12 protein-coding genes are annotated in these 12,987 nt (G+C 60.1%); 5 read left to right on the top strand and 7 right to left on the bottom strand.

Annotation, left to right across the window (positions count from 1 at the left end; all coding sequences use genetic code 11):
- Position 1: 1 nt before the first annotated feature.
- Both ASD03_RS18645 and ASD03_RS18640 read right to left on the bottom strand, forming a co-directional pair.
- Positions 2-493, bottom strand: a complete 492-nt coding sequence (locus ASD03_RS18645; protein WP_057214795.1) for a tripartite tricarboxylate transporter TctB family protein — start codon at positions 491-493, stop codon at positions 2-4.
- A 64-nt stretch (positions 494-557) separates the two neighbouring features.
- Positions 558-1,535 (bottom strand): tripartite tricarboxylate transporter substrate-binding protein, encoded by a 978-nt coding sequence (locus ASD03_RS18640; RefSeq protein WP_057214792.1) that lies wholly within the window; start codon positions 1,533-1,535, stop codon positions 558-560.
- A 175-nt stretch (positions 1,536-1,710) separates the two neighbouring features.
- Between ASD03_RS18640 and ASD03_RS18635 the strand changes: the two genes are divergently transcribed.
- The 5 genes from ASD03_RS18635 to ASD03_RS18615 all read left to right on the top strand — a co-directional run bounded on the left by ASD03_RS18635 (position 1,711) and on the right by ASD03_RS18615 (position 8,427).
- Positions 1,711-2,445, top strand: a complete 735-nt coding sequence (locus ASD03_RS18635) for an IclR family transcriptional regulator (protein ID WP_244494649.1) — start codon at positions 1,711-1,713, stop codon at positions 2,443-2,445.
- An 807-nt stretch (positions 2,446-3,252) separates the two neighbouring features.
- Entirely contained in the window at positions 3,253-4,416 is a 1,164-nt protein-coding gene (locus ASD03_RS18630; RefSeq protein ID WP_057214875.1) for an MFS transporter, read from the top strand.
- Between the two features lie 231 nt (positions 4,417-4,647).
- The gene (locus tag ASD03_RS18625; RefSeq protein ID WP_057214789.1) at positions 4,648-6,087 is read left to right on the top strand and encodes an NAD-dependent succinate-semialdehyde dehydrogenase; all 1,440 of its coding nucleotides are present in this window, start codon (positions 4,648-4,650) and stop codon (positions 6,085-6,087) included.
- A gap of 334 nt (positions 6,088-6,421) precedes the next feature.
- Positions 6,422-7,537 carry a Glu/Leu/Phe/Val dehydrogenase dimerization domain-containing protein gene (locus ASD03_RS18620; RefSeq protein ID WP_025428778.1) on the top strand — a complete coding sequence of 372 codons (1,116 nt, stop codon included), beginning with the start codon at positions 6,422-6,424 and terminating at the stop codon, positions 7,535-7,537.
- A 164-nt stretch (positions 7,538-7,701) separates the two neighbouring features.
- On the top strand, positions 7,702-8,427 hold the full coding sequence (locus ASD03_RS18615; protein WP_057214872.1) for a glutathione S-transferase: 726 nt from the start codon (positions 7,702-7,704) through the stop codon (positions 8,425-8,427).
- Positions 8,428-8,467: 40 nt separating this feature from the next.
- Here the strand turns inward: ASD03_RS18615 and ASD03_RS18610 are convergent, their stop codons facing one another.
- The 5 genes from ASD03_RS18610 to proV form a co-directional block, all read right to left on the bottom strand.
- Complete coding sequence (locus ASD03_RS18610; RefSeq protein ID WP_057214786.1) at positions 8,468-9,358, bottom strand: aldo/keto reductase; 891 nt, start codon at positions 9,356-9,358, stop codon at positions 8,468-8,470.
- 135 nt (positions 9,359-9,493) lie between these two features.
- Positions 9,494-9,748 (bottom strand): transcriptional regulator, encoded by a 255-nt coding sequence (locus ASD03_RS18605; protein ID WP_057214783.1) that lies wholly within the window; start codon positions 9,746-9,748, stop codon positions 9,494-9,496.
- 84 nt (positions 9,749-9,832) lie between these two features.
- Positions 9,833-10,699 carry a glycine betaine ABC transporter substrate-binding protein gene (locus ASD03_RS18600; protein WP_057214780.1) on the bottom strand — a complete coding sequence of 289 codons (867 nt, stop codon included), beginning with the start codon at positions 10,697-10,699 and terminating at the stop codon, positions 9,833-9,835.
- Between the two features lie 65 nt (positions 10,700-10,764).
- Complete coding sequence (locus tag ASD03_RS18595; protein ID WP_057207997.1) at positions 10,765-11,643, bottom strand: proline/glycine betaine ABC transporter permease; 879 nt, start codon at positions 11,641-11,643, stop codon at positions 10,765-10,767.
- A gap of 26 nt (positions 11,644-11,669) precedes the next feature.
- The gene (proV, locus tag ASD03_RS18590) at positions 11,670-12,902 is read right to left on the bottom strand and encodes a glycine betaine/L-proline ABC transporter ATP-binding protein ProV (RefSeq protein WP_057214777.1); all 1,233 of its coding nucleotides are present in this window, start codon (positions 12,900-12,902) and stop codon (positions 11,670-11,672) included.
- Positions 12,903-12,987 lie beyond the last annotated feature (85 nt).

Genomic DNA, 12,987 nt, shown 5'->3' with positions numbered 1-12,987 from the left:
GTCAACCTCCAAGAAGGCTCTCGACGACACCGCCGCCGATATTGACGCCAAGCAACTTGGCAAAGCCGAAATAAGCGGCAAGCGCGAGCAGCAGCCCGCAGGCGGCGTCCCGCATGGGCCGGCGGCTGCCGAAGCCACGGGCGATCAACACGAACATAATGACGGAGGCAGCGGTGAAGCCGACGCTGCCGATGAGGACCACGTTGGCAACGAGCCCGGCCGCGACATAGGCGATGGATCGCCAATCGGGCGGAGTGGACTTTTCTTCCTCGTCCTGCCAGCCGCCGCGAAGGGCGCTCCACAGGAGCGACACGGCCAATACCGTCAGGCCGGCGGCGGTCAGATAGGGGAACACCGTCGGCCCGACTTTTGCATAGAGAGGCGAGACCGCCATGAGGCTGGTCTGCCAGGCAATGACGCCGGCGACGAGCAGAACGCCGATGCTGAGGGTCAGTTCGGGTAACGCCGGTTTCGAATGTATGGGTGGGGGCATCTTTTGACCTCCGGCGGGCGGCCCATCTACGGGCAGCCCACTAGGTTGCGTTCTCGGGAAGGGATCAGGAAGCGAGACCGAGGTCCTTGAGGATCGCTGTAATCTTCGCTGTGTCTTCGACAAGGAATTGCGAATAGGCCTCGCCAGTCAGAAGGATCGGCGTCCAGGAGCGCTTGTCCGTCTCGTCCTTCCAGGCCTTGCTCGTCGCCATCTTTTCGATCATCGCAATCAACGCGGCCCTGTTTTCCTCGGTGATGCCGGGAGGCGCAAAAATACCGCGCCAGTTGAACAGCTCGACGTCGACCCCCGCCTCCTTGAAGGTCTCCGCGTCGATGCCCGCCTGCCGCTCGTCGGCCGAGATGGCGAGGACGCGTAGCGTGCCGGCCTTGACCTGCTCGGCAAACTCGCCATAGCCCGAGATGCCGGCGGCAACCTGATTGCCAAGCAGCGCTGCAAGCGCTTCACCGCCACCGGCAAACGGTACGTAGGACAGGTCAGTCGGCTTCACGCCTGAGGCTTTGGCAACGAGGCCGAAAAGGATGTGGTCCGAACCACCGGCCGAACCGCCCGCGACCGGAACCTTGGTGGGATCTGCCTTGAGCGCCTCGACAAAATCCTGAAGGGAATTGAACGGCGAATTGGCAGGCACGACCAGAGCCAGGAATTCGCCCGTCAGGCGCGCAATTGGCGTCGTCTGATCTAGGGTCGCCGGCGATTTGTTCGCGATGATCGCGCCGGTCATGACCATGCCGCCAACCATGATAGCGCTCTCGCGACCCTTCCACTGGTTGATGAACTGCGGAAGGCCGACTGTGCCGCCGGCGCCGCCGACATTGGTGATCTGCGCACCGGAGATGAGATTCTCGGCGCGAAGAACCTGTTCCATCGTCCGCGCGGTCTGGTCCCATCCTCCGCCGGGGGCGGCCGGCACGAAAATCTGCAGCTGCGGCGCGTCCGAGGCCTGCGCAGGGCCAAGCGGGCCTGCGAGAGCAACGGCTGCAAAAGTAGTCGCATAAGCCAGTAGATGACGTCGATTTAGCATTGTGTCCTCCCTTTATGACGCCACCGACAGCGTCGAAAGTGGGTCCTCCCGACCCGGGGCACACAAATCGCAGAGGATTAGCGTTCTGTCAAACAGAATTATATTCTGGCAGACAGAACGATATGCAATCAGAAATCTTGGTGATAGGACAATTGGAAACGTTAGGATCGCCGCATTGAACACGAAATACCCACAGCAGGAGGCAAGCGGACCGCCCGAGGGGGTAGCCGCGCTTGATCGCGCCATCGCAATCATGAATGCCTTTACGGTGACGGATCGCTCTTTGACGCTCGCGGAAATCTCCTCGCGAACGGGCCTGTACAAGAGCACGATCCTGCGACTTCTTGCCTCTCTGTTGCGGGCAAGTCTGATGGAGCGGCTTGATGACGGTCGCTATCGAATTGGACCGGCAGCCTTCAGATTAGGCTCGATCTATCAGCGCTCGTTGATTACTGCGGAGGTGCTGTTGCCACACATGCGCGCGCTGAATGACCAGAGTTCGGAGAGCGTCGCATTTTATGTGCTGGCTGGAGATGTCAGAACCTGTCTCTACCGCATCGAGGCGAAGCATGCGATCCGCTACACCGTACGTGAAGGCGACGTGCTCCCACTCTCCGCCGGCTCCGGTGGACGAGTGCTGGTAGCATTTTCCGGCCAGCCGGGCGAGCCATATGAAACGATCCGCAAGAATGGCTATCACATCTCGTTCGGAGAACGCGATCCGGAGACCGTCGGCATTTCCGCACCTGTCTTCGGTGCGGGCGACGCGTTGCTGGGCGCAGTGACACTAGCTGGACCGCGTTCGCGCGTGGATGAACCCTTCATACGAAAGATGATCGAGCCACTGTTGCGGGCGGCTGCGGACATGACGGAAGCTTTCGGAGGCAGTAGAGGCCTTCTCCAATCATAAGGTCCATGATCAGGACGGCATACGCGTCGACGGAAACATCGCGGGATGTGTCTTATCTCTCAGCCCAATGATCGCCGCGATTTTTTTGGGGATGGTGTTTGCCAATATCGTCGGCTTCTCGGCGTCTGCCGATGCTGGCATCTCCGTCGCGGGAAAAAACTGCTTCGTCTAGCGGTTGCCATGCTTGGCCTGCAGCTAACCTTCAACCAACTGGCCGGCATCGGGATCACCGGTCTGATGTTAGCGGCGACGGTTGTGGTTTCAACGTTGATTTTTACGGTTTGGGTGGGGCGCTGCGAGGGAGAAGTACCAGAGCTTCGGACGCTGATAACCTCGCACCAGCGATGGCTTATGCGAATCCTGGGCCGATCCGCACCGACTGCGGGCTTTCCTTCACAAGCACAATTGCGCATTGTGCGCCCCCGAGAGGAGGATCGGATGACCTACAATTGGGAAGGCGCCCGGAACTCCGCACTCTGTGTTTATTTTTTTCACTGGCGTATCTTAAACGGTGGCGCATCGTACGCATGCTGCACCAGACGAGTTTCTTCAGAATTGGGCGTTTCCTTGATATTCTCGAGAAGATTCGCCCCATAGCTGCGTATTTACTAATATTTCGATCAAAAAAAGCGCGTCGGTTACGCGGAATTTCGGTCAATCCTGGCGTCGGTCGGTTGACAGTCTCGCGACCTTGTCACACAAATTGTGAAAATGATTTTCAGTACCAGGCCGGGACACGCGAAGCCATCGCTGACGAAGGTGGCCTACGGATAAGTCGACAGCACAATTCGCCGAGGAGCAATGCGCATGACCAGTCAGCGGCTCATCATGCTGATCTTTTTCCTCCAACCTATCGCTTTTGGCGCCTGGTTGCCACGCATCCCAGACATTCAACAAAAGCTCGGTCTCGGGCCGGCCGAACTGGCGTTGGCCCTGCTCGGCATGCCGGCAGGAATCCTGCTAACCCTGCCCTTCGCTGGCCGCTTCGTCGCCCGGATCGGCGGCCGCGCCACCATCCTCTACGGCTTCGTGGTGTTTCTCGGGCTGGTGTGGCTACCGACATGGGCGCCAAGCATCGAGTTGCTTTTCGTAACACTCGCAGTCATGGGCGTTGCGTTGGCGACATTGGAGCTGGGCCTCAACGTCGAGGCGGATGCCATCGAGAAGCGCTCTGCCAAGTTGATCATGAGCACATGTCACGGCTTCTGGAGCCTCGGGATCATGGCGGGCAGTCTGGTCGGCATCGGCTTTGCTGCAGCGGGCGTGCCGCCTGAATGGGCCGTGCTGATTGCAGCGGCGGTTATGTTGCCAATCAGCCTTCTGGCAGCCAAGGCGTTGCCGGACCTACATGTTGTAGAGCCAACGCAGACGGACACCGTCAAAACCAGGCGCCGCCCACCAAGTCGAGCTTTGCTCGGTATTTGCTTCTTTGTCTTCGGCATCACCATGACCGAGGGCGCGGTTGCGGACTGGTCGGCAGTCTACCTGCGAGACGTGTTCGGGCTCGCCAGCGCCAGCGCCGGTTTTGGCTATTCGATCTTCGCCTTCATGGTCGCTGCGGGACGGTTCGGCGGTGACCGGCTCAAGGCCATCTACGGGCCTGTCGCTGTGGCTCGCACATGCGGGCTCGCCAGTGTTGCGGGGCTGCTCTTGGTGGCGATAAGCCCGGCTGCCTGGTTGGCGCTGATCGGCTTTGCCGCCATGGGCTTCGGTGTATCGGTCGGTTTTCCGCTTGCTGTCACAGCGGCAGCCGACCAAAAAGACCGGCCGGCACCCGCAAGTGTGGCGATACTGTCTTTCGTGGCACTCCTCGGCTTTCTGATTGGACCGCCAATGATCGGACTTGTTGCCGAGCACAGCGACATGCGTTTCGGTTTGGGGATGCTTGTTCCCTTCCTGGCTGTGAGCTTGCTGCTGACCGGCATGCTGAAGCCGGGCACCAAAGCGGCTCCCGTGCTGGTATCAACCTGAAAGCTGACGCCCCGGTCCACAATTCGCCTGCCGGTTTCCGCATCAGTTGTCGGAAGGTCAAAGGCAACGCGTGGCTATTGCGCGAGCGATGCCGTGTTCTATGTGGCCATGATCAGGCCCCTGCCCCCTTGATCTTCAGCATCACTTGCAGGCAGTCTCCCCGCGTTTCCTAGACTTCCTCGCGCGCCACAGACTGTCGCGCCAGCCAGCCCCCTCAGAAAAGGTTCTCTCATGCCCAGCTACCCGGATATCCTTCTTCACATCGACGGCAAATGGCGGCCGGCGCGATCAGGCAAGAGCATTCCGGTTGTCGACCCTGCAACCGAAGAGGCGATCGGAACTGTCGCCTGGGCCGAGGTTCCCGATCTCGACGAGGCACTTGAAGCGGCCCAGAAAGGCTTTGAGATCTGGCGCCGGATCTCCTCCTTCGACCGGGGAAAACTCATGCGCGCCGCCGCAGCGCTGTTGAGGCAGCGCGCCGACGACATCGCCTGGCTGATGACCCGCGAACAGGGCAAGCCGCTTGGCCAGTCCAAGGGTGAGATATTGAGTGCTGCCGACATCATCGACTGGTTCGCCGAAGAGGGCCGGCGCGCCTATGGCCAGATCATTCCGCCGCGTGCGCCCGATGTGACCCAGATGACGGTGAAGGTCCCGGTTGGTCCGGTAGCCGCATTTACGCCCTGGAATTTTCCGATCAACCAGGTGGTACGCAAACTCTCGGCGGCTCTTACGACCGGATGCTCGATCATCGTCAAGGCGCCCGAGGAAACGCCGGCATCGCCGGCCGAACTGATCCGTTGCTTTGTGGATGCAGGAGTGCCGGATGGCGTGGTCAACCTCGTCTATGGCGTGCCCGCACAGATCTCGCAGTATCTGATTTCACATCCGGTGATCCGCAAGATGTCCTTCACAGGCTCGACTCCGGTTGGCAAGTCGCTGGCTTCGCTTGCCGGCCTGCACATGAAGCGGGCGACGATGGAGCTTGGCGGCCATGCCCCGGTGATCGTCACCGAGGATGCCGACGTCGACGAGGCGGTCGCGGTAATGGCTGGCAGCAAATACCGCAATGCCGGTCAGGTCTGCGTGTCGCCGACGCGTTTCCTCGTGCAGGAACGGGTGGCCGATCGGTTCATCGACGGCTTCACCGCCGCCTCGCAGGCGATCAAGGTCGGCAATGGCCTTGATAGTAAGACGGACATGGGGCCGCTTGCCAACGAGCGCCGTATTCCCGTAATCGAGAAGCTGATCGTCGATGCCGTCGAACAGGGCGGGCGCTTGACGACCGGCGGCCACCGCATCGGCAATCGCGGTTACTTCTTCGAGCCGACGGTGCTTGCAGACGTGCCGTGCTCGGCCGCCATCATGAACGACGAACCCTTCGGCCCAGTTGCGATCATCAACCGGTATTCGGAACTGGACGATGCGATCGAAGAGGCCAACCGCCTACCCTTCGGGCTGGCCGCCTATGCCTTCACCGGCTCGCAGAAACAGTCGGATCGCATTGCTGCCGAAATCGAAAGCGGCATGGTCTCGATCAACCATCTCGGCCTTGCCCTGCCCGAAGTCCCGTTCGGGGGGATCAAGGATTCCGGCTATGGCACCGAAGGCGGATCCGAAGCGATAGATGCCTATCTGGAAACGCGCTTCGTGACGCGCAAGAGCGCCTGAAATCTCGCCACGCCGTTGTCTGGTCCCGCCGGGAGAGCGCGCGCGCCTGGCGGGGAACCACGAGCCAAAATACGGCCGTCCGGCTCCGGGGTCAGGTGGTCCCGCCACATCAGCGTTGATCCATGGCGCGGCGGTTCAACTGGCATTGAGGCGGTACGGCTGACAGGCGCGCACTCGTTGAAACCATCCCCTCCTGCAAACGAATGCGCTTTGCGTTTGTTGCGCGGAAATTTCCTCGCACGCAACGCGCCATCGTGTGGCGTGCTGACTTCGAAACCAAAGATCGCTGAGAATGTTTAACCTTCACTGTGGCAGGTCACAGGGAGGAATGGCAATGCGAAATGGGCTGAATCCGCGGCAGGAAATCGCTTCCGCAACCACGCTTGATATTACCGACATCACAAGCGAGGCATCAGGTATGCTTGGCTTCGACGCCCACGAGCAGGTTTGGCTGGGCCGCGACACCGAGCGCGGCCTTGAGGCAATCGTGGCTGTTCACACGACGGTCCTTGGTCCGGCTTTGGGCGGAACCCGCATCTGGCCGCATGTCAGCTTCGAGGCCGGCGTCACCGATGCACTGCGCCTTTCGCGCGGCATGAGCTTCAAGTCCGCCATCGCCGGCCTGGCGCTGGGCGGCGGCAAGGCGGTGATCATCGCCGACCCGAAGACAGAGAAAACGCCGGCGATGCTCGCGGCCTATGCCGAGATGCTGAATGCGCTGGTTGGCCAATACATCACGGCCGAAGATGTCGGTATGACGCTTGCGGACGCGGACTTCCTTGCCGAGCGCACGCCGAACGTCAGCGGCACCACCAAGGGCGGCAGTGGCAACCCATCGCCCTTTACCGCATTGGGCACGTTCCTCGGCCTCAAGGCCGCACTGCGCCATCGCACCGGTAGCGATAACCTGAAAGGCATTCGCGTTGCCGTACAGGGATTGGGGTCTGTCGGTTGGGCGCTCTGCCAGAGGCTCCACACCGAAGGCGCCATGCTGACGGTTTCCGATCTCGACCAAGCCCGCACCGAACGCGCCGCTCAAGAGCTTGGCGCGACAGTCGTCGAGGGTCAGGCGATCATTGCAGCGGATGTCGATATATTCGCGCCCTGTGCGTTGGGCGGCGTTCTGTCCGCCGTGACGATCCCGTTGCTCCGAGCCAAGATCGTTGCGGGAGCGGCAAACAATCAGCTCGCGACCGCTGCGGACGGTGAGCGCCTCAGGGAAAGAGGCATCCTCTATGCGCCCGACTATGTCATCAACGCCGGCGGTGTTATCAATGTCGCGGCCGAAATAGGCAGCGGTCGCTACAGCGTCGACGATGTGATGGTTCGCGTCGACCGGATCCCTTTCACATTGACCCGCATCTTCGAACGCGCCGAGGACGAGGGCCGAACCACCGACGCCGTGGCCGAAACGATGGCCCGCGAGATCATCGAGACTGCCAGACAATAGGTTTGCCCAGACTGCAATATGGTGGACAAGCGAAGACTTCTGCTCAATGTTCCCGCACAGCCGCATCAGCGAGCCCATTGTTTTGGGTTGGCCGATGCGGCAGCCGCAACGTCGGCCTGACAGCGGATCTGCACGTTGTCGGCCCAAATCGCCGCGAGGATGTCATGGCATTTGAACTCTACTACTGGGATGGCATTCAGGGCCGTGGAGAATTCGTGCGGCTGGCACTTGAGCACGCCGGGGCCGACTATGTCGATGTCACGCGGGAGCCTGACCGCGGGACGGATGAGATGATGCAGTTCATCGATAGTTCGTCGGAGGCGCATATTCCCTTCGCGCCTCCTTTTCTCAATGACGGCGGGCAGCTCGTCTCCCATGTTGCCAACATCCTGCTCTATCTCGGCCCTCGGCTTGATCTTGCGCCGCGAGACGAAGACGCGCGCTGGTTCGCCAACGGACTTCAATTGACGATCACTGATTTCGTCGCCGAAGTGCACGACACGCACCACCCGATCGCGACTTCCAAGTACTATGAAGACCAGAAAGAAGAAGCAAAGGCGCGAGCGTCGGAGTTCGTCATGAACCGCCTGCCGAAATTCCTTGGTTATTTCGAGCGCGTGTTGAAGCAAAACCCGGTACAAGGCGGCCATCTTGTCGGCGACAGCCTTACCTATGTTGACCTGTCGATGTTCCAGATGATCGAAGGGCTGGTCTATGCCTTCCCCAAGGCAATGAAGCACCACGACATCCGATATCCGGGTCTCGCACGGCTTCACGAGCGGGTGAAGGACAGTCCCGCTATTGCTTCCTATCTGGCGTCGCCGCGTCGATTGGCGTTCAACGAAAGCGGCATTTTCCGCAGATATCCCGCGCTCGATATCGATCCGTGATCACTGCGACCCTTCAACACTGCGGTCGCGTGCAGAGCGACTATGGGACGTCATTTCCGGTCGCCGCAGCGTAGAGGTCGAACCAGGTTTGCCTGTCGATGCGAACCGCAAGCGCCTCTGAAAAACGGCGGATCCGATCGATGCTGTTTGTGCCAAGCACAGGCAGAATTCGGGCTGGGTGGGCAAGCAGCCAAGCAATCGCGACGGCGGCCCGGTCGACGCCAGCCTCGGCACCGAGACGGTCGAGCTTCTCGGCGAGCACACCGTCACTCTCCGTCATCAACCGGCCCCCTGCAAGCGGGGACCAGGCCATCGCCGGGGTCGACATTTGCTGGAGGTGAGCAATATCCCCGTTGGTGAAGGGCGCCGTTGCCAACAGACTGAGTTCAATCTGGTTGGTCGCGAGCCTTGTACTCATCGCCGACTGTAAAAGGCTTTGATCCCATGGGCGAAAATTCGAGACGCCGACCGATCGTACCTTTCCATCCTTGACCAGTGCGTCGAGCGCAGCACCCGTTTCGACGTGATTCATGAACGGGTCAGGCCGGTGAATGAGAAGAAGATCGATGTAGTCCGTGGCCATCAGTCGGAGCGATTCGTCGACCGAGGCAGTGATATGGCGGGCGCTTGTGTCGTAATGCTTGACCTTCGCGGCGCCGTGCCTGCCGGCAGGGTAGACGATGCCGCATTTGGTGACGATCTCGATGCGCTGACGAAGTCCGCTGCCACGCAACGCTTTGCCGAAGAGTTCTTCGACCATATAGCCGCCGTAGATGTCGGCGTGATCCATCGTGGTCACGCCCTGATCGAGACACGCTTCAATCTTTGAGCGGATGTGAGCGATCGACGTGTCCTGATCGTCTGCCAGCCGCCACATGCCGTAGACAATCCGCGAAAGCTCCACGTCTCCCGCAATTCCAATCCGCTCCATCGTTACTCTCCATGTCGGCTCACTGTGTCGCGAAGCTATAATCTGTTGCTGATTTCAGCAACTTGGCAGCGGCGGTAAATGTCGACGATCCGCATTTCCTCCGTGCAGCGCCAGTGAGCGCGCTAAATTTTGTTTTCAGCGCGGCCCCTGCCCCCGTCCCGTCAACAGCCACGAGAGGCTTACGCTCAAGACGCCGGCGATCATCGCCAGGCGATTGGCACGTGGGGCATCCAGATCGTTTTCCCAGTTGAACCACGTGCTCGTCTCGACGCCGACGATCCTGGCGGCCTTTTGTGCCGAAACGTCAAGCGCATCGCGCGCAAGCGACATACGTCCGCCGATTGTGTCATCCTGGGTGCAGAACGTGTTTTCATAATTGTTGAAGTTCATCGGTATCCCTTTCCATTCTGATGTGAGCGGTCGCCCGGCGGCATTTGGCTGACGCCGGGCTCTTTCTCCCGTGGGTGGACCGGCTTACCTTCCGGTCCAGGCCTTCACCTGATCGGGGTGATCAGCGATGTATTTCTCGACTGCAGCTTCATAGGAAGTCTCCTGCGCCTGGAACATCGCAGCCTCCAGATCGCCGATCGGCAGTTTCATGCGGGAGAGGAAGGCGGCGACATCAGGATTGTCCTGCTTGAACCCCTGGCGCGCCAGCACGTCGACATGCTCGGCCTCACCGAGCGAGCCCTTCGGATCGGCGATGTAGCGAAGCTCGTATTTGCCGAACATCCAATGCGGGCTCCAGGACGTAGCGACGAACCACTTTTCAGTTCTGATTGCGCGATCCAACGCCGTCAGCATCCCGGCTTCGCTGGAGATCTGAAGCTTGTAGCCGTCGAGGCCATAATCCTTGAGCGCCTTTTCCGAGAGACGCGTCAGCCCGGCGCCCGGATCGATACCCTGAACCGTCGAAGTAAGCTTTTCCTTGATCTCGGGCTTCTGCAGATCCTCGATCGAGTTGAGTTCGCTTTCGGGAATGTAGGCCGGGACGACCCAGCCGAGGTTGGCGCCCTCATAGACAGTGCCGAGGGTCTCGACCTTGTCCTTCACCTTGCCGTAGTAATCGGCATGGGTTTGCGGCAGCCATGCCATCATCATCGCATCGAGATCGCCACGGCTGACCCCTTGATAGAGCGGAGCGACGTCTGTCTGGACAAGCTCGACCTCGTGGCCGAGTTCATCCTTGATGATTTTCGCCGCGAGCTTGGTGACGAATTCCGCATCCGACCATGCTGCCCAGCCGATTTTCACAGGCTTTGTCTCCTGCGCGAAGCTTGCGCCTGCCGGCCCGCCAATAAACATGGCCGCAAGGCCGATGGTTGCGATTGTCTTGAACATATCCAATCCTTCCTATGCATTTCGAATGACAGCGGGCGGAACGCCCGCCGATGAAGACGCTGCGCTCAGGCCGTCTTGGCCTCGGGCTCGCGCTGTGCGAACTTCACAAACGGCAGGCGCCAGGAAGCGCCTTTCTTTCCAAGGCTCTGGGTAAGGCGATCGAGAATGACGGCGAGGATGACCACGGCCAGGCCGCCTTCGAAGCCGGTGCCGACATCGAGCCGCTGGATGCCCGTCAGCACCGTGTTACCGAGGCCGCCCGCGCCGATCATCGAGGCGATGACCACCATCGACAGCGACAGCATGATCGTCTGGTTGATGCCCGCCATGATCGACGGCATTGCGTTGGGTAGCTGGACCTTGAGGAGAAGCTGGGTCGGCGTGCAGCCAAAGGCATTGCCTGCCTCGACGAACTCCACATGCACCTGCCGGATGCCGAGATTGGTCAGACGCACGACCGGGGGCATGGAAAAGATGACGGTCGCAATGGTGCCAGGAACCGCGCCGAGCCCAAAGAACATCGCCGCCGGGATGAGGTAGACGAAGGCCGGCATCGTCTGCATCAGATCGAGCCCCGGGCGGATGACCGCGGCGACGGAATCCCGTCGCGCCATGGCGACGCCGAGCGGCAAGCCGATGATCATCGCGATGACAGTCGAAGCAATGACAAGAGACAACGTCTCCATCATCGCTGCCCACAGTCCCATTTGCCCGACCAGCGAAAGCGACAATCCGGCAAAGACCGCAAAGCCGAATGAGACGCGCCACAGGGCGAGAAGAGCGAAGATCGCTATACCAACCGGCGCGGGAATGCTGAGCAGACCGTTCTGCAATCCGTTCGTCACGAACCCGATCGACGCAGCGATGAAGTCGAGCGCGGGCGAAAAATTGTCGAGGATGTAATTGACGGCCGAATCGATGCCGTCTCCGATGTCGAAGCTCATAATTTTATCCGATTGGCTGGTGAGGTTCAGTTGGCGCGGTCGAGCGTCTCAAGCAGCGTCGACTTGCTGATGGCGCCGATGTAACGGTCTTGGTCGTCGACAACAGGAACCGGCCATGCGCTTGCAGCCACTTGCCCAAGGACACTCGAGAGCTGTTCGCTGGCAAGGATCGGCGCTGCGTCGGCAAGGAAAGCCTTGCGATATGGATCTTCCGCCTTGGAGCGGATCTTCTCCATCAATGACGCCTGGCTGACCATGCCATGGTATTTCATGTCGCGGCCGACGATGATCGCGAACTCCCTGTCGCGGCTCTTCATCTGCTCCAGCGCGGCAGCGGCGGAAACACCCTGACGCTCTATGATGGTGATCTGGGTCTTTCGCGCGACGTCGCCGGCCTTGAAAACCTGCGAGACGTCGACATTGCGGAAGAACGACCGAACATAGTCGTTGGCGGGATTGCCGACGATTTCGTCAGGTGTGCCGACCTGGACGACGTTTCCGTTCTGCATGATGCAGATACGGTCACCGATGCGCATCGCCTCGTCGAGATCATGGCTGACGAAGACGATCGTTCGGCTGTGTTCGGACTGCAGCCGAACCAGTTCGTCCTGCATTTCCGTGCGGATGAGCGGATCAAGCGCCGAAAACGCTTCGTCCATAAGCAGGATCGACGGTTCGCTTGCCAATGCCCGGGCAAGGCCGACGCGCTGCTTCATGCCGCCGGAGAGTTCGTCAGTGCGGCTTTCGCTATAACCGTCAAGCCCGACGGCTTTCAGCGCCACCATGGCCTTCGCCTTGCGCTCGGCTTCGCCGACGCCTGCCACTTCCAGCCCGAAGGCGGCGTTGTTTAGAACATTGCGGTTTGGGAGAAGCGCGAAGGACTGGAACACCATGCTGATGTCTCGGCGACGGAGCTCGATCAGCGCCTTGCGCGACATCTTCGTGATGTCTTGGCCGTCGATCTCGATGGAACCGGATGTCGGCTCGATGAGCCGGTTGAGCAGGCGCAGAAGCGTGGATTTGCCGGAACCGGACAGGCCCATGATCACGAAGATCTCGCCTGCCTTGATATCGAAGCTGGCGTCGTTGACGCCAATGGAGCAACCGGTTGCTCGGTGAATGTCTGCCTTGCTCTTGGCGGAGCGAATGAGCTCCAGAGCATCTTCCGGGTATTCCCCGAAAATCTTGTAGACGTCCTTCAATCTTATCTTGGTCGAACTCTCGGACGTGCCGTTCTCGTGTTCCGTCGTAAAAGCCATAAAAAATTGCCGCCTGCTCAATAGCTGACGCACTCTCCTTGTTTGTGATCTTCAGCATTCCTCAAGCAAATACCGCTCAAGGAAA

Source organism: Ensifer sp. Root127, from assembly GCF_001425225.1.
GTDB classification, from domain to species: domain Bacteria; phylum Pseudomonadota; class Alphaproteobacteria; order Rhizobiales; family Rhizobiaceae; genus Ensifer; species Ensifer canadensis.
The sequence above is the reverse complement of the archived record's forward strand: the minus strand, read 5'-3'. Positions and strand labels throughout refer to the sequence as shown.